This is a genomic window from Pseudomonas sp. 382 (assembly GCF_002759075.1).
GTDB classification, from domain to species: Bacteria; Pseudomonadota; Gammaproteobacteria; order Pseudomonadales; family Pseudomonadaceae; genus Aquipseudomonas; species Aquipseudomonas vlassakiae.
Genome location: NZ_PEMX01000032.1, coordinates 44,073 through 63,945 on the forward strand (window position 1 = coordinate 44,073; position 19,873 = coordinate 63,945).

Annotated in this window: 18 protein-coding genes; 9 read left to right on the forward strand and 9 right to left on the reverse strand. The window is 62.5% G+C overall.

Annotated elements, in window-relative coordinates; translation table 11 throughout:
* Positions 1-64 precede the first annotated feature (64 nt).
* The gene (locus CQW31_RS25210) at positions 65-1,243 is read left to right on the forward strand and encodes an acetyl-CoA C-acetyltransferase (protein ID WP_099815675.1); all 1,179 of its coding nucleotides are present in this window, start codon (positions 65-67) and stop codon (positions 1,241-1,243) included.
* Here the strand turns inward: CQW31_RS25210 and CQW31_RS25215 are convergent, their stop codons facing one another.
* Positions 1,244-2,053: a 5-methyltetrahydropteroyltriglutamate--homocysteine methyltransferase gene (locus CQW31_RS25215; RefSeq protein ID WP_099815676.1), complete on the reverse strand. Its 810-nt coding sequence runs from the start codon at positions 2,051-2,053 to the stop codon at positions 1,244-1,246.
* A 227-nt stretch (positions 2,054-2,280) separates the two neighbouring features.
* On the opposite strand from CQW31_RS25215, the gene CQW31_RS25220 reads away from it, so the two are divergent.
* A complete protein-coding gene (locus CQW31_RS25220) occupies positions 2,281-3,768 on the forward strand; it encodes a methylenetetrahydrofolate reductase C-terminal domain-containing protein (RefSeq protein WP_099815677.1) in 1,488 nt (495 codons plus the stop codon).
* Here CQW31_RS25220 and yjiA read toward each other — a convergent pair.
* From yjiA to CQW31_RS25235, 3 genes are all read right to left on the reverse strand, one after another.
* On the reverse strand, positions 3,728-4,705 hold the full coding sequence (yjiA, locus tag CQW31_RS25225) for a GTPase (RefSeq protein WP_054887230.1): 978 nt from the start codon (positions 4,703-4,705) through the stop codon (positions 3,728-3,730). The two genes, CQW31_RS25220 and yjiA, sit on opposite strands and share 41 nt — an antisense overlap.
* Positions 4,706-4,885: 180 nt before the next feature.
* Entirely contained in the window at positions 4,886-5,083 is a 198-nt protein-coding gene (locus tag CQW31_RS25230) for a YbdD/YjiX family protein (RefSeq protein WP_054887128.1), read from the reverse strand.
* 13 nt (positions 5,084-5,096) lie between these two features.
* Entirely contained in the window at positions 5,097-7,163 is a 2,067-nt protein-coding gene (locus CQW31_RS25235) for a carbon starvation CstA family protein (protein ID WP_099815678.1), read from the reverse strand.
* Between the two features lie 306 nt (positions 7,164-7,469).
* On the opposite strand from CQW31_RS25235, the gene CQW31_RS25240 reads away from it, so the two are divergent.
* The 3 genes from CQW31_RS25240 (at position 7,470) to CQW31_RS25250 (ending at position 10,333) form a co-directional block, all read left to right on the forward strand.
* Positions 7,470-8,114 carry a lytic polysaccharide monooxygenase auxiliary activity family 9 protein gene (locus CQW31_RS25240; RefSeq protein ID WP_256218713.1) on the forward strand — a complete coding sequence of 215 codons (645 nt, stop codon included), beginning with the start codon at positions 7,470-7,472 and terminating at the stop codon, positions 8,112-8,114.
* 72 nt (positions 8,115-8,186) lie between these two features.
* A complete protein-coding gene (locus CQW31_RS25245) occupies positions 8,187-8,555 on the forward strand; it encodes a PilZ domain-containing protein (RefSeq protein ID WP_054887130.1) in 369 nt (122 codons plus the stop codon).
* Between the two features lie 260 nt (positions 8,556-8,815).
* Positions 8,816-10,333, forward strand: coding sequence for a nucleobase:cation symporter-2 family protein (locus tag CQW31_RS25250; RefSeq protein WP_054887131.1), 1,518 nt, complete (start codon positions 8,816-8,818; stop codon positions 10,331-10,333).
* A gap of 162 nt (positions 10,334-10,495) precedes the next feature.
* Here CQW31_RS25250 and radA read toward each other — a convergent pair whose 3' ends face one another.
* A complete protein-coding gene (gene radA / locus CQW31_RS25255) occupies positions 10,496-11,863 on the reverse strand; it encodes a DNA repair protein RadA (protein WP_054887132.1) in 1,368 nt (455 codons plus the stop codon).
* A gap of 176 nt (positions 11,864-12,039) precedes the next feature.
* On the opposite strand from radA, the gene mscL reads away from it, so the two are divergent.
* On the forward strand, positions 12,040-12,459 hold the full coding sequence (mscL, locus tag CQW31_RS25260; RefSeq protein WP_054887133.1) for a large-conductance mechanosensitive channel protein MscL: 420 nt from the start codon (positions 12,040-12,042) through the stop codon (positions 12,457-12,459).
* Between the two features lie 32 nt (positions 12,460-12,491).
* On the opposite strand, the gene CQW31_RS25265 is transcribed toward mscL, so the two are convergent.
* Positions 12,492-13,268 carry a ferredoxin--NADP reductase gene (locus tag CQW31_RS25265; protein ID WP_054887134.1) on the reverse strand — a complete coding sequence of 259 codons (777 nt, stop codon included), beginning with the start codon at positions 13,266-13,268 and terminating at the stop codon, positions 12,492-12,494.
* Between the two features lie 209 nt (positions 13,269-13,477).
* Between CQW31_RS25265 and CQW31_RS25270 the strand changes: the two genes are divergently transcribed.
* Both CQW31_RS25270 and CQW31_RS25275 read left to right on the forward strand, forming a co-directional pair.
* A complete protein-coding gene (locus CQW31_RS25270; protein WP_099815679.1) occupies positions 13,478-14,188 on the forward strand; it encodes an autoinducer binding domain-containing protein in 711 nt (236 codons plus the stop codon).
* A 93-nt stretch (positions 14,189-14,281) separates the two neighbouring features.
* Positions 14,282-15,406 carry a methyltransferase gene (locus CQW31_RS25275; RefSeq protein WP_054887136.1) on the forward strand — a complete coding sequence of 375 codons (1,125 nt, stop codon included), beginning with the start codon at positions 14,282-14,284 and terminating at the stop codon, positions 15,404-15,406.
* 34 nt (positions 15,407-15,440) lie between these two features.
* Here the strand turns inward: CQW31_RS25275 and CQW31_RS25280 are convergent, their stop codons facing one another.
* The 3 genes from CQW31_RS25280 to CQW31_RS25290 are packed head-to-tail and all read right to left on the reverse strand — an operon-like array spanning position 15,441 to position 18,053.
* Positions 15,441-15,596: a DUF2474 domain-containing protein gene (locus tag CQW31_RS25280; protein ID WP_054887137.1), complete on the reverse strand. Its 156-nt coding sequence runs from the start codon at positions 15,594-15,596 to the stop codon at positions 15,441-15,443.
* 9 nt (positions 15,597-15,605) lie between these two features.
* Entirely contained in the window at positions 15,606-16,613 is a 1,008-nt protein-coding gene (gene cydB, locus CQW31_RS25285) for a cytochrome d ubiquinol oxidase subunit II (RefSeq protein WP_054887138.1), read from the reverse strand.
* Positions 16,614-16,616: 3 nt separating this feature from the next.
* Positions 16,617-18,053, reverse strand: coding sequence for a cytochrome ubiquinol oxidase subunit I (locus CQW31_RS25290; protein ID WP_054887139.1), 1,437 nt, complete (start codon positions 18,051-18,053; stop codon positions 16,617-16,619).
* Between the two features lie 367 nt (positions 18,054-18,420).
* Here CQW31_RS25290 and CQW31_RS25295 point away from each other — a divergent pair, with 367 nt between their 5' ends.
* Positions 18,421-19,641 (forward strand): MFS transporter, encoded by a 1,221-nt coding sequence (locus CQW31_RS25295; protein ID WP_054887140.1) that lies wholly within the window; start codon positions 18,421-18,423, stop codon positions 19,639-19,641.
* Positions 19,642-19,873 lie beyond the last annotated feature (232 nt).

Below are 19,873 nucleotides of genomic sequence, written 5' to 3' on the forward strand. Positions count from 1 at the left end.
TTAACAAATCAACCAAAGCGGCAGATGCTGGCAGCACTACGCCCATTGCCCGGAGAACAACAACATGAACGACGTGGTCATCGTCGCCGCAACCCGTACCGCCATCGGCAGCTTCCAGGGTGCCCTGGCCAATGTGCCGGCCGTCGACCTCGGTGCAGCAGTGATCAAGCAGTTGCTGGAGCAGACCCGGCTGGACCCGGCCCAGGTCGATGAAGTGATCCTCGGCCAAGTGCTCACCGCCGGTGCCGGGCAGAACCCGGCGCGCCAGGCCGCGATCAAGGCCGGCCTGCCCTACAGCGTGCCGGCACTGACCCTGAACAAGGTCTGCGGTTCGGGCCTGAAGGCCCTGCACCTGGCGGCCCAGGCCATCCGCTGCGGTGACGCCGAGGTGGTGATCGCCGGTGGCCAGGAGAACATGAGCCTGGCCCCCTACGTGATGCCCTCCGCCCGCACCGGCCAGCGCATGGGCCATGGCCAGCTGATCGACAGCATGATCAGCGACGGCCTGTGGGATGCCTTCAACGACTACCACATGGGCATCACCGCCGAGAATCTGGTGGACAAATACGGCCTCAGCCGTGAACAGCAGGACGCCTTTGCCGCCGAGTCGCAGCGCAAGGCCGTGGCAGCGATCGAAGCGGGCCGCTTCAAGGACGAGATCACCCCGATCGTGATGCCACAGAAAAAAGGCGAGCCGAAAGTCTTCAACCGTGACGAACAACCCCGTCCGGACACCACTGCCGATTCGCTGGCCAAGCTGCGCCCGGCCTTCAAGAAGGACGGCAGCGTCACCGCTGGCAACGCGTCCAGCCTCAACGACGGCGCCGCCGCGGTGCTGATGATGAGCGCCAGCAAGGCCCAGGCCCTGGGGCTGCCGGTACTGGCGAAGATTGCCAGTTATGCCAGCGCGGGCGTGGACCCGGCGATCATGGGCATAGGCCCGGTGTCGGCGACCCAGCGCTGCCTGGACAAGGCAGGCTGGCAGCTGGCCGACCTTGACCTGATCGAAGCCAACGAAGCCTTTGCCGCGCAGGCGCTGGCGGTGGGCAAGGCGCTGGAGTGGGATGCGAGCAAGGTCAACGTCAACGGCGGGGCGATTGCCCTGGGCCATCCGATCGGTGCGTCGGGGTGTCGGGTGCTGGTGACCTTGCTGCACGAAATGATCAAGCGTGATGCCAAGAAGGGGCTGGCCACCCTGTGCATTGGTGGTGGCCAGGGTGTCGCACTGGCGATCGAACGTTGATCAGGCAGAAGCGCGCAACTCGGTGGCAGCCGCCTCATTGATAGCCCTGGCCAGCAGCGCAACTTCCTGACACTTCTGCACGGCCTGGTCCACCGGGCTGTGCAGCAACGAACAGTCTGTCGCCACCCACAGCCGCTCACCCAGGCGGTCGTGGGCATCGCGCAGCAGGTCCAAGGTCTTCTCCTGGTCGCAAGGCGAGACGTTGCCGGCGTCGACCAGGCCGAGTGACAGCACCTTGTAGGCCGGAAGCCGGTCAAGAAGGGTCTGGTACTGGTCGGGGGCCTGCACCAGGTCGATGTGCAGGCCATCGACCGGCAGGTTGACGGCCAGGCCGAGGTTGCCTTCCAGCCCACCGAAGTAAGTGGCGATCAGCTTCTTCAGCGGCGCACGCTGAAGGATGTTGTAAACGCGTTCAAAAGCGTTCTTCCAATCCTGCGGCAGCTCCTGCGAAAGGATCGGCTCATCGATCTGCACCCACTCCGCCCCCAGGGCAGCCAGGCGGTTCAGGCCCTGGTCATACAGCGGCAGCAGGTGTTCCAGCTCGTCGAGGATGGCGCTGTCCTGGCTGGCCTGCCACAGGTAGGTCAACGGGCCGATGACCACCGGTTTGACTGCATGGCCCAAAGCCTTGGCTTCTGTCACTTCGTCGAACAGTTGCTCCCAGCCTTGGGCAAACGGCTGATCGCACCAGGCGAAGTCGCCGACTGGCAGCAGCTCGATGCCGGCGTCTTTCTGCACTTGCCAGTGGCGGGCACGCAACTCGCGGTCACTGCCAAAGCGTGGAAAGCCCAGGTTGTGCGCCAGTGCCATGTCTTGTCCCTCAGAGTTCGAAAAAGAGTGCCTAAATGAATAAGGGAATTTTCCAGTCAGCACACGCCTGAGACAAACTCATAAAATTTGAGATGAACTCAAGAAATACTCATGATGCCGACCAACCTGAATGTCTTGTTCAGAGCAGCAGCCTACGTATTCAGACATGGCCCGACCGACAAACTGCCGCACAATGCCAACCTGAAAACTCCAGGTGCCCTCGAGCCATGAGCCTGCTGAAAGCCGCGCTGCGCGAAAAACACTTCGTCTGCGTAATGGAATTCGTGCCCAAGCCCTCGGCGGAACGCTTCGCCGCGATGGAGGCGATCATGGCCCGCGGGCAGTTGTGTGGCTGGCCGATGACCGTCGCCATCGGCGACCGCGTGGGCAGCCCGCTGGACATGTCACCGCTGGACGCCCTCCCCTCCTTCAACACCCCGCTCCCCGCCTTGCCGCACTTTTCGGGCAAGGACCGCGAACGCCATCATCTGTTGGCTCAGCTGCAGCGCATGGACGCCGCTGGCCTCAATCAGTTGCTGTTACTCACGGGCGACCGCCTGCCCGGGCACCAACCCGGTGAACGCCCGGTGCGCTATCTGGAGTCGGTCGCGGCCCTGCTGATTGCGCGCCAGGCGTGCCCGAACTGGCTGCTCGGGGCGGCACTGAACCCGTTCAAGTACCACGAGGAAGAAGGCGGCGCACAGTACTTCAAGGCGGAGAAAAAGCTCGCCGCCGGCGCCGACTTCCTCACCCTGCAACTGGGCTTCGATGCCAGCAAGCACCAGGAAGCCATCCACTGGATGCAGCGCCAGGCCTCGCCCAAACCGATGCTGGCCTGCCTGATGAGCCTGACCCACGGCCGCGCGACGATGCTCGAGCATGTGGCTGGGGTAACCGTCTCGCCTTCGATGCGCGACCTGCTTGAAGCCGAAAGCAAGGTGTCCAAGGCTTTCGCCCAGGCGCGCAGCGTCGACCGCCTTGCCTTGCAGATTATCGGTGTGAAGCTGATGGGGTATGCAGGCGTGCACCTGTCGGGGATTCACGAACTCAAACAGCTGCTGGCACTGGAAGAGCGCCTGGAACACTGGCAAGCGCAGATCCATTCGCTGGAGCACTGGGCGCCCGCCTGGGCCGACAGCTGGCAGATGCCAGGCCTGCCCATCGTGGCGTTCCATCCGCCACAGGGCAACTGGCGCCAAGGTGAATCGACCGTCAGCGCCTCAGGCAAGGAGAAAGTCCGTTATCACCTGTTGCACAGTGCCCATTCGCTGCTGTTCAGCCGCAGCCACTGGCTCAGCAAGGCGTTCGGCTGGGCCGTGCGCCAGCCACTGTGGGCAACCAAGCGTGGGGCCCGGGTGTTGCACGGGCTGGAACGGGCGGTCAAACGCCCGTTGATTGGCTGCGACACCTGCGGCCGCTGCCGCCTGGAAGACACCCTCTACACCTGCCCGGAAACCTGCCCCAAGGGCCTGGCCAACGGCCCTTGCGGTGGCACGGCGCTGAACCGCTGCGAGTTTGGCGACCGTGAGTGCATCCACAGCGTCAAGTACCGCACCGCCAAGGCCGTGCGGCAAACCGCCGTGCTCACTGAGCGACTGATCCCGTGCATCGAGGTCGAGACACGCCACCGCAGCTCCTGGCCGCAGTGGTTCGAGGCTCAGCCCCCGCGCCAGCTCAGCCCGCAGCCAGCGCCTCGAACCCAGCCCGAATCTTAGCTTCGGGCAGTTCATCGGCGATGAACACCATCACGCTCTCGCGCTGCTCGTCTGCCGCCCATTCGGCATCCCAGTCGAAGCCGTAGAGCTTGAGCACGCCCTGGAACACCAGGCGACGCTCCTCGCCGGCGATGTTCAGCACGCCTTTGTAGCGCAGCAGCTGCTTGCCGTGCTCTTCCAGCAATTGGTTCATGAATTCGCTGAGGCGGTCGATGTCCAGGGCGGTCTCGGTACGCAACACCAGGGTGGAAATCCGGTCTGGCGTGGCCGGTTTGAGCACCGGGCGCAGGCTTGGCTTCAGGTTGGCACCCAGGTCCGGGTTAAGGTTGAAGCCGCGCACATCAAGCAGCTCGGCGAGGTCGATGCGGCCATGCTCGACTACACGGATGGCCGCCCGGCCATTGATCCGCGCCAGGCGCTCGCGCAGGGCCTCCACTGCAGCCGGTTCGACCAGGTCGGTCTTGCTCAGCAGCAGACGATCGGCAAAACCGACCTGGGCCTGGGCGATGGTCTGGGTCAGGTGCACCTCGGCATGGGCAGCATCGACCAGGGTGATGATGCCGTCGAGGATGTAGCGATCGCGCAGTTCTTCATCGATGAAAAAGGTCTGTGCCACGGGTGCCGGGTCGGCCAGGCCGGTGCATTCGATCACCAGGCGGTCGAAGGCGATCTCGCCAGTGTCCAGGCGTTCGAGCAGCAGGTACAGGGCGCGGGTCAGGTCGCCATGGATGCTGCAGCATACGCAGCCGTTGGCCAGGGTCATGACCTGTACCGGCTCGTCACCAAGCAACTGGCTGTCGATGCCAGCCTCGCTGAACTCGTTCTCGATCACGGCGATCTTCAGCCCGTGCTCGGCCTTGAGCATGTGCTTGAGCAACGTGGTCTTGCCGGCACCGAGGAAACCGGTGAGGACCGTTACGGGAATGGGCGTGTGCACGCAAAAATCTCCTGCACAGTAGAAAAAGAAAGGCCGCAATCCTGTAGGAGCGGCCTTGTGTCGCGAAAGGGCCGCAGAGCGGCCCCAAGTTTTCAGCTTCACAGCAGATATTGCCGGGGCCGCTTCGCAGCCCTTTCGCGACACAAGGCCGCTCCTACAAGGACTGCGCCGGCCTTGGACTCAACAGCACTTGGGCCCGGACTTGCCACCGTAACGTGCTTCCTGGCGTTCGCGGAAGAACGCCTCGTAGGTCATCACCGGTTTGTCCGGGTGCTTGTTGCGCATGTGCTCGACGTAGTTGTCGTAGTCGGGCATGCCGACCATCAGGCGGGCTGCCTGCCCCAGGTACTTACCCAGTCGACCCAAGTCGTTGAACATCACTGCGGTCCTCTCAAGCGTCAGGCAGGGCCTGGAACGGGGTTTCCTTGTCGGTGCGTTCTTTGCGGCCGAGGGCGGCGTAGCCGACCTTGAGGGCGAAGAACAGCACGCTGAACACCACCAGCAGGAACAGAATGGTCAGGCCGGCGTTGGTATAGGCGTTGAAGATCACGTGCTGCATCTGGTCGATGTTCTTGGCGGGAGCCAATACCTGGCCAGCGTCCAGCGCCGTGCTGTACTTCTTGGCCAGGGCCAGGAAGCCGACCGCCGGGTTCGGGTCGAACAGCTTGATCAGGCCCGCCGCAGTGGTGCAGATCAGCAGCCAGGCAGCCGGCACCAGAGTGACCCAGATATAGCGTTCGCGCTTCATCTTGATCAGCACCACGGTGCCAAGCATCAAGGCGATCCCGGCCAGCATCTGGTTGGAAATACCGAACAGCGGCCAAAGGGTGTTGATGCCGCCCAGTGGGTCGATCACGCCCTGGTACAGCAGGTAACCCCACAGCGCCACGCAGCCGGCGGTGCCGATCAGGTTGGCAGTCCACGACTCGGTGCGTTTGAGCGCCGGCACGAAGCTGCCCAGCAGGTCTTGCAGCATGAAGCGACCGGCACGGGTACCCGCGTCCACCGCGGTAAGGATGAACAGCGCCTCGAACAGGATCGCGAAGTGGTACCAGAAGGCCATGGTGTTTTCACCCGGCAACACCTGGTGCAGGATCTGCGCGATGCCCACCGCCAGGGTCGGTGCACCACCGGCACGGGCCAGTACGGTGTGCTCGCCGATGTCGCGGGCTACCGCTTCGAGCTGCTCAGGGGTAATCAGGAAGCCCCAGCTGCTGACCGTTTGCGCCACCGAAACTGCGTCGGCGCCAACCACCGCGGCCGGGCTGTTCATGGCGAAGTACACGCCCGGCTCGATCACCGAGGCGGCAACCATGGCCATGATGGCGACGAACGATTCCATCAGCATGCCGCCGTAGCCGATGTAACGGGCGTTGGCTTCGTTGTCCAGCAGCTTCGGCGTGGTCCCCGAGGAAATCAGAGCGTGGAAGCCAGACACCGCACCGCAGGCAATGGTAATGAACAGGAACGGGAACAGGGTGCCCTTCCACACCGGGCCGGTGCCGTCGGTGAACTGGGTCAGCGCCGGCATTTTCAGCTCGGGCATGGTCACCAGGATACCGATCGCCAGGGCAATGATGGTACCGATCTTGAGGAAGGTCGACAGGTAGTCACGCGGCGCCAGTACCAGCCATACCGGCAGCACAGCGGCAACGAAGCCGTAGCCAACCAGCATCCAGGTGATCTGCACGCCAGTGAAGGTGAACGCCGGGCCCCAGACTGGATCGGCAGCAATCTGGCCCCCCAGCCAGATCGACGCCAGCAGCAGCACCACGCCAACCACCGAGATCTCGCCGATGCGGCCCGGGCGGATGTAGCGCATGTACACGCCCATGAACATCGCGATCGGGATGGTTGCCATCACCGTGAACATGCCCCATGGGCTCTCGGCCAGGGCCTTGACCACGATCAGCGCCAGCACCGCGAGGATGATGATCATGATCAGGAAGCAGCCGAACAGGGCGATGGTACCCGGGATGCGGCCCATCTCCTCGCGCACCATGTCGCCCAGCGAGCGACCGTTGCGGCGAGTGGAGAGGAACAGGACCATGAAGTCCTGCATTGCACCGGCCAGCACCACGCCGGCGATCAGCCACAGCGTGCCGGGCAGGTAGCCCATCTGCGCGGCGAGTACCGGGCCAACCAGCGGGCCGGCACCAGCGATGGCAGCGAAGTGGTGACCGAAGAGGATGTGTTTGTTGGTCGGAACGTAGTCCAGACCGTCGTTGTTGAGTACCGCGGGGGTGGCTCGGCGAGGGTCGAGTTGCATCACCTTGGTGGCGATGAACAGGCTGTAGTAACGGTAGGCGACCAGGTAGATGGCCACCGCGGCGACCACGATCCACAAGGCATTGATCGCCTCGCCGCGACGCAGGGCGACGACACCCAGCGCGCAGGCCCCTATGACCGCCAGCGCCAGCCACGGGATGTGGCGTAGCAGGCTGTTATTGTTGTTCATGGCATGCTTCCAGCTAAGTGGTTGGAATAGACAGCCCTTTGAGTCTAGGGCTTGCTTGGAGTGTTTACCATCCCGAATTGAGCTTGCTGCTACAAGCAACCGCCCGCGCTAGAGCCCCGGTACCTTTCCCCACGCGGCCACGTTCAGCCGATAACCGTCAACTGAACCAACCTGACATTTTTGCCAGTTGTTGAGCACATTACGTGCGCATCTAATGACCAGGCACTCGGATTGGCTCTGAATGGACACACGGTTTCGAATCGACGGGTGCTGAAACTTTGCGTCCTCACCCTTCGTGAACGGAGAATGACCACCATGCCATCGGATAAATCAGGCGGTAACCAGAACTCTGGCCCAATCACCCCCCTCCACGGTGCGATTACAAAGCCAAAGTCACGGGCGTGCTTCGCAGAAGAGCGAGGCCTTATCGAAGGTAACCTCCAATATGGGATCGAAAGTGGCAAGTTCTTCCCGGAGACGGACGGAAAACTGGCCGACCCCTACGCCCCGGATGATGTCCGCAATATCCCACCCCCCGTCGATGGCAAGATCGCCAGTGGCGAGAGGCCGGCCGCCACTTACCTGGACCGGACAGATGTCGACTGGGACAAGCATGATGTGACCAGCGGCAAGGCCTTCGATTTTGTCTGGAGTTTCAGTGCACGCCACAAGTATCGCCGCTTCAACTATTTCATCACCAAAGAGGGCTGGGACCCCAAGGCGCCGCTTGCGCGCGCCCAGTTCGAGCCTGAGCCGCTTGCCACATTCCTCAATGAACGGAAGCCATACTGGAGCTTCCCCGACGAAGAAATGTGGCCCGCACAACCTACCATTCATACCCTGCAGTTGCCTGAGCGCCAGGGATATCATGTACTGCTCGGGGTATGGGAAATTGCCGAGACTGACAAGGCCTTCTACCAAGTGGTCGACCTGAACTTCTTCGGCTCGTGATCCCCGGCAGGTCAGATCGACAGGAGTGGCCATGGCTGGTCTATAGTCAGTGCATCTGACGAGGGGCCTGCCATGACCACTTCTGCCGACGACCGTCGCCGTTTCCAGCGTATCGATTTCGACGCCCCCACCGAACTGCGCCAGGGCGACCGCCGCTGGCCGGTGAAGCTGCTGGACCTGTCGCTCAAGGGCCTGCTGATCGAACGCCCCTTGCCCTGGGACGCTGACCTGACCCAGGATTTCGATGCCATCATCCACCTCGATCGCGATGTCCGTGTGCAGATGCAAGTCGAACTGCGTCACGAAGAAGCCACCCGTCTGGGCTTCGTCTGCCTGTACATCGACGTCGAGTCGATGAGCCATTTGCACCGTCTTGTGGAATTGAACCTCGCCGACGGCACCGAAATGATGCGTGAGCTGCGCGAACTGATCGAAGAATAGAATCTGTTAGCTGACTAACAGCCTTCCCACCTTCCGTTTCTTGTCTACCCAGACAGCTTTCTGCCTGGGTAGCAGTGCTTTGTACACACCCCTCTAGCACCGTATTGAAGAACTTGGTACGCCTTCTGCATTGAGGTTTTGCACACATTGCAAGGCCCGCTGTTCGCGCTCCGATCAAAATATTGTATACAATTCATGTAGCAATACTTTGTAGGAAATGTCTACAGTAGCGGCACAACAATAAACAGAGAGCCTGCTCCATGACTACGTCCCCTAGCACGTCTCCCGCCCAGCGCCCCGAGGACGAAAACCTCGGGCTGGGTGCCAACCTGGCTTATGGTCTGCAGCATGTGTTGACCATGTATGGCGGGATCGTCGCGGTACCCCTGATCCTGGGTCAGGCAGCCGGCCTCAACGGTGCCGAAATCGGCATGCTGATCGCCGCTTCGCTGTTTGCCGGTGGCCTGGCGACCCTGCTGCAAACGCTAGGTATCCCATTCTTCGGTTGCCAGCTGCCGCTGGTACAGGGCGTTTCATTCGCCGGCGTGGCGACCATGGGCGCCATCCTCAGCAGTGAGGGCGGTGGTGGCCTGCCGGGTGTGCTCGGCGCGGTCATGGCGGCTTCGGTGATCGGTTTCCTGATCACCCCGGTGTTCTCACGCATCACCAAGTTCTTCCCGCCGCTGGTGACCGGCATCGTCATCACCACCATTGGCCTGACCTTGATGCCGGTTGCCGCGCGCTGGGTGATGGGAGGTAACAGTGCATCGCCAGAGTTCGGCAGCGTCGCCAACATCAGCCTGGCGGCATTGACCTTCGCCATTGTCCTGGTATTGAGCAAACTCGGCAGCGCAACCATTTCGCGGCTGTCGATCCTGCTGGCCATGGTGGTTGGCACGCTGATCGCCTGGGCGCTGGGCATGACCGACTTCAGCAAAGTCAGCGAAGGCCCGATGTTCGCCTTCCCCACCCCGTTCCACTTCGGCATGCCGGAATTCCACATCGCCGCGATCCTGTCGATGTGCATCGTGATCATGGTGACCCTGGTGGAAACCTCGGCCGACATCCTCGCCGTGGGTGAAATCATCGACACCAAGGTCGACTCCAAGCGCCTGGGCAACGGCCTGCGCGCCGACATGGCATCGAGCATCCTGGCGCCGATCTTTGGCTCCTTCACCCAAAGCGCGTTTGCCCAGAACGTCGGCCTGGTGGCCGTGACCGGGGTCAAGAGCCGCTACGTGGTTGCCACCGGTGGCGTGATCCTGGTGGTGCTCGGCCTGCTGCCGGTGATGGGCCGGGTGATTGCCGCCGTACCGACACCGGTGCTGGGTGGCGCGGGCATCGTGCTGTTCGGCACCGTGGCCGCCAGCGGCATCCGCACGCTGTCGAAGGTCAACTACAAGAACAACGTCAACCTGATCATCGTCGCGGCCTCGCTGGGCTTCGGCATGATCCCGATCGCTGCGCCGACCTTCTACCACAACTTCCCGAACTGGTTCGAGACCATCTTCCACTCGGGCATCAGCTCGGCGGCAATCATGGCCATCCTGCTGAACCTGCTGTTCAACCACTTCCAGACGGGCAACTCGGAGAACCAGTCGGTATTCGCCGCAGCCTACGAGCGCACCATCCAGTACTCGGACATCTCATGCCTGCGTGACGGTGACTACTTCAAGGATGGCAAGCTGTTCGATGCCGAGGGCAACGAAGTGCCGGTAATGGAGCTGGACGAGCACGGTAACCAGGCGCCCAGGCGCAGTGCGGTTGCCGAACATTGACCACTGACTGAGTGGTGCCGTGGGGGGAGCCGATGCGCATCGTCGGCTCCCCTTTTTCATTTTCCTGTACCGGCCTCTTCGCGGGCACGCCCGCTCCCACAGGGATACGCGGTTTCTTGTGGGAGCGGGCGTGCCCGCGAAGAGGCCGGTACAGGTTAAAGATCACTCGAACAAGGCATCCAGGGCCTGCTCCAGGCGGGTCACGGCAATCACCTGCAACCCCGCAGGCGGCTCCTTCGGCGCATTGCCCTTGGGCACGATGGCACGCTTGAAGCCATGCTTGGCCGCTTCTTTCAGGCGCTCCTGGCCACTGGGCACTGGCCGCACCTCGCCCGACAAACCGATCTCGCCAAACACCAGCAGCCCATGGGCCAACGGCCGGTTGCGCAGGCTGGACATCACCGCTGCCAGTAACGCCAGGTCGGAAGCCGTTTCCAGCACTTTCACCCCACCGACCACGTTGAGGAACACGTCCTGGTCGTGGGTGGGAATACCCCCATGCCGATGCAGTACAGCCAGCAGCATGGCCAGGCGGTTCTGATCCAGGCCCAGGGTGACCCGCCGTGGGTTGGCCAGGTGGCTGTCATCGACCAGCGCCTGCACCTCGACCAGCATTGGCCGGGTACCTTCCCAGGTAGCCATCACCACGCTGCCGGGCACTTCTTCCTGGGTACGGTTGAGGAAGATTGCCGACGGGTTGGACACTTCTTTCAGGCCACGGTCGGTCATGCCGAACACGCCCAGTTCGTTGACCGCGCCGAAGCGGTTCTTCACGGCCCGCAACAGGCGCAGACGGCCGTCGGACTCACCCTCGAAATACAGCACGGTATCGACCATGTGCTCCAACACCCGAGGCCCGGCCAGCGAGCCTTCCTTGGTGACATGGCCCACCAGGAAGATCGCCGTACCGCTCTGCTTGGCATAGCGCACCAGCAACGCCGTGCTCTCGCGCACCTGGGCCACGCCGCCAGGGGCGGACTGCAACTGCTCGGTGAAGATGGTCTGGATCGAGTCGATCACCATGACCCGGGGTTTTTCCACCCGGGCGGTGGCGATGATGGTTTCGATGCAGGTTTCGGTCATCACCTTGAGCTGGTCCTGGGGCAGGCCCAGGCGCCGCGAGCGCATGGCCACCTGCTGCTGCGATTCTTCACCGGTGACGTACAACGCGGGCATGCCAACGGCGATGTTGCATAACGTCTGCAGCAGGATGGTCGACTTGCCTATCCCGGGGTCACCGCCAATCAGCACCACCGAACCATCGACCAGGCCACCGCCGAGCACGCGATCGAGTTCGGTGCTGCTGGTGGTGAAGCGTGGGATCTCTTCGACGCTGACTTCGGCCAGGGTCTTGATCTGCGCCTGCTGCCCGGTCCAGCCAGCGCGGCCGCTGGGGGCCGCCGCGCCGCCGCTTTCGATCATGGTTTCGACCAGGGTGTTCCAGGCCCCGCAGTCGGCGCACTGGCCGGCCCATTTGGGGAAGGTCGCGCCGCACTCGGTGCAGCCATACAAGCGCTTGGCCTTGGCCATGGGCAGGGTCTCCTGGAAAAAACCGCCATGATAGCCGAGGCCGACGTGTCTCGAACCGTTCGAGATGCGACAAAACTAAACGTTCTAACCGCAGTCACTACCCCTGAAGCCAACGCATGAAGCGTTTTAGTGGCTTACACTGCGTTAACCTCACCATTTGTTACAAGGAACCAAACATGGGCATGATCAGTGAGTTCAAGGCCTTCGCGGTCAAAGGCAATGTCGTCGACATGGCGGTCGGTATCATCATCGGCGCGGCCTTCGGCAAGATCGTCTCGTCCTTCGTCGGTGATGTGGTCATGCCGCCACTGGGACTGTTGATCGGGGGCGTCGACTTCAGCGACCTGGCCATCACCCTGAAAGCTGCCGAAGGTGATGTACCGGCGGTGGTGCTGGCCTACGGCAAGTTCATCCAGACGGTGATCGACTTCCTCATCGTCGCCTTCGCCATCTTCATGGGTGTGAAGGCGATCAACCGCCTCAAACGCGAAGAGGCCGTGGCACCGACCGCGCCGCCAGTACCCACCCCGCAGGAAACCCTGCTGACCGAGATTCGTGACCTGCTCAAGGCACAGAACCAGAATCGGTTGCCCTGAAATGGCTGGGGCCGCATTGCGGCCCCTTTGCATCACCAGTAGTTTTCCACCGCCACCTGCCCCGGCCGCTTGCTCAGGCTCAGTTGCAGGTCACGCGCCTTGAGCACCTTGCGTGTCTCGTCGATCATTTCCGGGTTGCCACACAGCATGATCCGCGAATGCTCGGGCGACAATTCCAGCCCCGCCGCCTTCTCCAGCTCGCCATTCTCGATCAGCGTGGTGATGCGCGCATTCAAAGCCCCGGGATGCAGCTCACGGGTCACCACCGGAATGAACTGCAGCTTGCCAGCGTATTCGGCCAGGTAATCGCGCTGCTCCAAACCGGCGATGGCATCTACATAAGCCAGCTCTCTCGCCTCGCGCACCGAGTACACCAGCTTGATGTTGTCGAAACGCTCCCAGGCTTCAAAGTCCTGCAGGATCGACATGAAGGGTGCGATGCCGGTGCCGGTCGCCAGCAGCCACAGGTCTCGGCCACCGACGAAGCGATCCAGGGTCAGGAAACCGAACGCCTGACGGTCGATCAACAAGGTATCGCCCTGGCCCAGGCGGCTCAGTTCACTGGTGAATTCGCCACCCGGCACCACGATTGAAAAGAAGTCGAGGTATTCGTCATGGGGGGCACTGACCATCGAATAGGCACGCCAGACCACGCTGCCATCGGCCTTGGCTACGCCCAGCCGGGCAAACTGGCCAGCCCGGAAGCGAAACCCTGGATCGCGCGTCACCCGCAGGCTGAACAGGTTCGGCGTCAGCGGCTGGACATCGAGCAGGGTCTGGCGGGTAAATTTCTCGGCACTGGCGGTCATGACGGGCTCCGTGTAAGGCGTGCGCCCAGTGTCGCGCAAAGCGGCCTGGATAAAAACCGCCGGAAAGTAGGGGCACAACAAGACGACCGCGTCGCTACATGAAAAAAGCGGCCTCTATAACAAAAAAACCCAACATAACAGTCGGCCTTTTCCTACAATCATCCCGTCATGGAACGGTTTGAACGGTAACCGCCGAGGGAGTGAGACAGATGCCTCAATGGAATCATGAGCATCTTCATCGACTGATCAGCGAAAGCACGCCACATAAAGTGTTCGACCTCGCAGTGCACCTGGCGCAAGACTTGGATATGGCGTTTCTAGGGTTGAAAGTGCGCATTCAACTGGCTGCCCAATCGCCAAGGCTGTACCTGTACAGCAACTATCCAGAGGCGTGGATAGAGCGCTACCAGCGTGATGAATTCTACAAACAGGACGCTGCGGCAACCCGAAGCCATAGCTCGACCATGCCGGTATTGTGGACCGATGAGCTGTACAAGGAAGTACCCGAATACCGTGAACAGGCCTGTGCGCACGGCCTGCGTCATGGCTGGACGCAGTCCCTGCATGACCTGCAGCACAATGAGAGCCAGGTCAGCGTGTGCAGGCCGAGCAATGCTGTAGCCATCACCGAGCTTTATGACAAAGCCGGCAAAGTGCAGTGGCTGTGTCACACCCTGCACGCGATCGTCAGTGAATATCACCTGGCCCGGCTCAGCACCCCGCTCAAAATGAGCGACCGGGAAATCGAAGTGCTCAAATGGTCAGCCGCTGGCAAGACAGCAGCCGACGTGGCCTGCATCCTGTCACTGTCGCAGAGCACGGTGAACTTCCATATTCGTAGCATCATCACCAAGACCAACGCTGCCAACAAGTCCGGTGCCATCGCCATCGCCATGATGCGCGGCCTGATCGACCAGTAGCCGGGCCTGCGGCCTCGGACAAAGCCCTGTAGAATCGCGTGCCAAAGCCCGTGGCGAACCGCCATCGGCAGATCCGTACCCGAGCCAGATGCCATGCCCCTGTTGACCACCCCCTTCGCCGAACTCGACCTGATCCGCCAGCCGGACCAGGCTAACGACCCGTTGCAGGCCTTCGATGCCGCTGATGAATACCTGCTCGAGCAGTTGCATGCCCAAGGCCTGGACGCTGGCAGCCGGGTACTGGTGCTCAACGACAGCTTCGGCGCCCTGGCGGCCAGCCTGGTCGACCATCTGCAGGTGATCAGCAGCGGCGACTCGCACCTGGCGCACATGGCCTTGGAGAAAAACCTGGCGCGCAATGGCAAGGCGTTCGACAGCGTGCCCTTCGTGCCGGCCAGCGAGCACTGGCAAGGCCCGTTCGACCGCGTACTGGTGCGCGTGCCGAAAACCCTCGCACTGCTTGAAGAACAACTGATCCGCCTGCAAGGCCACCTGGCACCCGGCGCCCAGGTGATTGCCGGAGCCATGATCAAGCACCTGCCGCGGGCGGCCGGTGACCTGTTGGAAAAGTACATCGGCCCGGTACAGGCTTCGCTGGCACAGAAAAAGGCGCGCCTGTTGACCGCCACGGTCGCCGAGCGTCCGGCCGCGAGGTCGCCCTACCCGACCCGCTACACGCTCGACAAACCAGCACTGGAACTGCTCAACCATGCCAATGTGTTCTGCCGCGAGGGCCTGGACATCGGCACCCGCGCCTTCCTGCCCCACCTGCCCCGTGGCCTGGGCAACGCCCGCGTAGCCGACCTGGGCTGCGGTAACGGCGTGCTGGCGATTGCCAGCGCGCTGGCAAACCCTGATGCGCAGTACACCCTGGTCGATGAGTCGTACATGGCAGTGCAGTCGGCGCTGGAGAACTGGCAGGCCGCTTTGGGTGAACGGCCAGTCACGGTCATGCCGGGGGACGGCCTGGCGGGCGTTGAAAAACAATCGCTGGATGTCGTGCTGTGCAACCCACCCTTCCACCAGCAGCAGGTGGTCGGTGACTTCCTCGCCTGGCGCATGTTCCAGCAGGCGCGCGAGGCGCTGGTGGTCGGGGGCGCGCTGTACATCGTCGGCAACCGCCATCTGGGCTATCACAGCAAGCTGGCGCGGCTGTTCCGCGGCGTCGAGCAAGTCGCTGCAACACCGAAGTTCGTGGTCCTCAAGGCGCGTAAATAAAAGCAGGGGGGCGCCTGTCGCGCCCCCCCTGCACTCAATGGGTGGTCAGGCCTGCGGCCCCCATGAACAGCCGCATCACCCAGGCGGCCACGCCCAGCGCAGCCACGCTCATCGCCCAGATCAGCAGCAGCCAGCCAAGCCGCTGCCACAGCGGCTTCTTGTCTTCCAGGCCATGTTTACCGTTCATCATGGGACCCTCCTAGTGATAGCCGTCTTCATGGGTTACCTTGCCGCGGAACACGTAGTAGCTCCAGAAGGTATACATGAGGATGAACGGCAGGATGAACAGCGTGCCCACCAGCATGAAACCTTGGCTCTGCGGTGGCGCGGCGGCGTCCCAGATCGAGATCGACGGCGGGATGATGTTCGGCCACAGGCTGATGCCCAGCCCGCTGTAACCCAGGAAGATCAACACCAGGGTCAGCAGGAATGGCGTGTAGTGAGCATCGCGCGCCACCGCCTTGAGCAGGCCGTAGAAGGTCACCAGCACCAGCAACGGCACCGGCATGAACCAGAACAGGTTGGGCATGCTGAACCAGCGGTCGGCAATCTGTGGATACGCGATCGGGGTCCACAGGCTGACGATGCCGATCACCGCCAGCAGCACCAGCGCCAAAGGCCGTGCGAGGTCGTGCATTCGCGTTTGCAGGCCGCCCTCGGTCTTCATGATCAGCCAGGTACAGCCCAGCAGGGTGTAGGCGACGATCAGGCCAAGGCCGCAGAACAGGCTGAACGGTGTCAGCCAGTCGAGGGTGCCACCGGCGAAATGCCGGTCGACCACCTTGAAGCCTTCGAGGAAGGCCCCCAAGGCCACGCCCTGGAAGAACGTCGCGACCAGCGAGCCGCCGATGAACGCCTTGTCCCAGATATGACGCTTCTCGGCCGTCGCCTTGAAGCGAAACTCGAACGCCACACCGCGGAAGATCAAGCCGATCAGCATCAGGATCAGTGGCAAGTACAGCGCCTCGAGCACCACTGCATAGGCCATCGGGAACGCCCCGAACAAACCGGCACCGCCCAACACCAGCCAGGTTTCGTTGCCGTCCCACACGGGGGCAACGGTATTCATCATCACATCACGGTCACGCTCGCCCTTGACGAAGGGAAAAAGCATGCCGATCCCCAGATCGAAGCCGTCCATCACCACGTACATCATGACGCCAAAGATGATGATCACAGCCCAGATCAGCGAAAGGTCGATACCCATGGCTCAGTTCCCCTTGCTCAGGTTGGCGGAGACGGCATCGCTGCCCTCGTCGGCGGCCGACAATGGCCGTGCCGGGGTACGTTTCTGGCCTGGGCCACCCGGCCGCTGATCATCGCCTTCGCCGGTATGAGGCCCTTTGCGGACCAAACGCATCATGTAGGCGAAGCCTGTACCGAACAGCGCGAAATACACCACCACGAACGCGATCAAGGTAAACCCGAGCTGGGCGTAGCTGTGGTTGGAGACACCGTCGGCAGTGCGCATCAGGCCGTAGACCACCCACGGCTGGCGCCCGACCTCAGTGGTGATCCAGCCTGCCAGGATGGCCAGCAGTCCGGAGGGCCCCATCCACATCACGAAATGCAGGAACGGGCGTGAGCTGTAGAGCTTGCCCCCCCTGCGCAACAGCAGGCTCCAAAGCCCTGCGGCAATCATCAACAGACCCATGGCGACCATGACCCTGAACGACCAGAAGATAATGGTCGAATTGGGCCTGTCCTCGGCAGGGAATTCCTTCATGGCAGGGACTTGCTTGTCCAGGCTATGGGTGAGAATCAGACTGCCGAGCACCGGGATCTCGATCTTGAAATGGGTGGTTTCGGCCTTCATGTCGGGAATGCCGAACAGGATCAGCGGGGTCGGCTCACCCGGTTGGTTTTCCCAGTGGCCCTCGATGGCTGCAATCTTGACCGGCTGATGCTTCAGCGTGTTCAGACCATGGAAGTCACCGATCACCGCCTGCACCGGCGCGACGATCAGGGCCATCCACATGGCCATCGACAGCATCTTGCGCACGGCAGGGTTGTCCCGCCCGCGCAGCAGGTGCCAGGCCGCCGAGGCGCCGACGAAAAAGGCCGTGGCGACGAAAGCAGCAGTGGCCATGTGCATCAGGCGGAAGGGGAATGATGGGTTGAATACAATCGCGAACCAGTCCATCGGCACCACCCTGCCATCAACGATCGCGTGGCCCTGCGGGGTGTGCATCCAGCTGTTCGAGGCAAGGATCCAGAAGGTCGACACCAGCGTGCCCAGCGCCACCATGCACGTGGAAAAGAAATGCAAGCCGCGCCCGACCCGGTTCCAGCCGAACAGCATGACGCCGAGGAAGCCCGCCTCGAGGAAGAATGCCGTCAGCACTTCATACGTCAACAAGGGGCCGGTGACTGAACCTGCGAATTCCGAGAAGCGGCTCCAGTTGGTGCCGAACTGGTAGGCCATGACCAACCCGGAGACCACGCCCATGCCGAAGTTGACGGCGAAGATCTTCGACCAGAAGTGATAGAGATCACGGTAGACCTGCTTGTCGGTCCGCAGCCAGAGGCCTTCGAGAACCGCCAGGTAGCTCGCCAGGCCAATGGTGATGGCCGGGAACAGGATGTGGAACGACACGGTAAAGGCAAACTGCATTCGGGCGAGCTCTAAGGCCTCTATTCCGAACATGGTGCTTCCTCTTCAGATAATCCGGCGTCTGGGCTTGTGGCCCCGTCGCCCACTGCCCCCACGGTAGTCGAGTGCGGCATCTTGGAATTGTTCTGTTCGATCGCAGGGATTCCGGCCCGAAGGCCAATTCGTTGCCCGTTCGTTGCCCATCTGTTGCAAAAGCAACGATTGATCCAGATCAACGACTGTTAAAAAGCATAGTCCCGAATGGCCCGCTGGGCCGTGCGGTTGTTTGCCGCGTGACCGGTTGCCCCACCCCCTTTCGCGAGGCATGAGAAAGTGCCGATCACGGCAAACAGTAACCGGTTGTTACAAACAGATGATACGCTGCGAGCCCCTCTACTGCGCCGAGACCAACAGGTTCCCGATGTCCGATTCCGCACCGCAGTTGTTGCGTCATCACCGCCCTTTCATCGCCTTCTGGCTGGCCAGGGTGTTCACCGCCAGTGGCTTCCAGATGCTCACCGTGGCCATTGGCTGGCACCTCTACCAGCTGACCGGCAATGTGCTCGACCTGGGCCTGGTCGGCCTGGTCGAATTCGCGCCTCGGGTGCTGTTCATGCTGCATACCGGGCATGTTGCCGACCGCTATGACCGGCGCAAGGTGGCGGCGCTGTGCCAGACCTTGCAGGGGCTTATCGCCCTGGCGCTGGCCGTGGGCAGTGCCACCGACAATGTCAGCCGCGAACTGATCTTCGCCCTGGCCTTCCTGCTCGGTGCCACCCGCTCATTCGAGATGCCGGCGACCCAGGCGCTGCTCCCCAACGTCGTGCCGCCAGGGCTGTTCCCGCGAGCGGTAGCCGCCTCCGCCTCGGCAACCCAGGCGGCTACCATCGTCGCTCCTGCCGTGGGCGGCTTCCTGTACGCGTTCGGCAGCATCTGGGTGTACGGCCCGACCGTTGCCCTGTATGCCGTCGCCTGCCTGCTCATGCTCAGCCTCGACTCGCGCCAGCAAGTGCCCCAGCGCGGCCGCGCCAGTATTGAATCGCTGATGGCCGGGATCCGCTTCATCCGCAGCCGGCCGGACATTCTCGGGGCCATTTCGCTGGACCTGTTCGCCGTGCTGCTGGGTGGCGCCACCGCGCTGCTGCCGGTATTTGCCAAGGACATCCTGCTCACCGGCCCGTGGGGCCTGGGCCTGCTGCGTTCCGCACCTGCAGTCGGGGCTCTGTTGATGTCGCTGTGGCTGGCGCGGTTCCCGGTCGAGCGCAAAGTCGGCCGCACCATGTTCACCGCAGTCGGGCTGTTCGGTGTGGCAACCATCGCCTTTGGCCTCTCGACCTCGTTCTGGTTCTCGCTGGCGGTGCTGGTGGTGCTGGGCGCGGCGGACATGATCAGCATGGTGATCCGCGGCGCCTTCGTGCAGCTGGAGACGCCGGACGAGATGCGCGGGCGGGTGAGCGCGGTGAACGGCTTGTTCATCGGTGCCTCGAACCAGCTCGGCGAGTTCGAGTCCGGGGTGACGGCGCACTGGTTCGGCACGGTGCCGGCGGTGGTGCTGGGCGGCGTGGGCACGCTGGTGGTGACCGGGGTGTGGATAAAACTGTTCCCCACACTGGCCAAGCGGGACCGTTTGCACAACGGTTGATCTTTCGCCTGTGCCGGCCTCTTCGCGGGTAAACCCGCTCCCACAGGGGTTTCGAGAGCAGCGCCGTACCTGTGGGAGCGGGTTTACCCGCGATGAGGCCGGCACAGGCTAAGTATTACCCATTCCCCAACGGCCATAGGCCCCCGCCGAGCATGCTGGTATGATGCGCGGCTTTTTTCCTCCCCACACAAAACCACGGCATCGGCTTCGGTCTGTGCTTTGCTGATGGGGT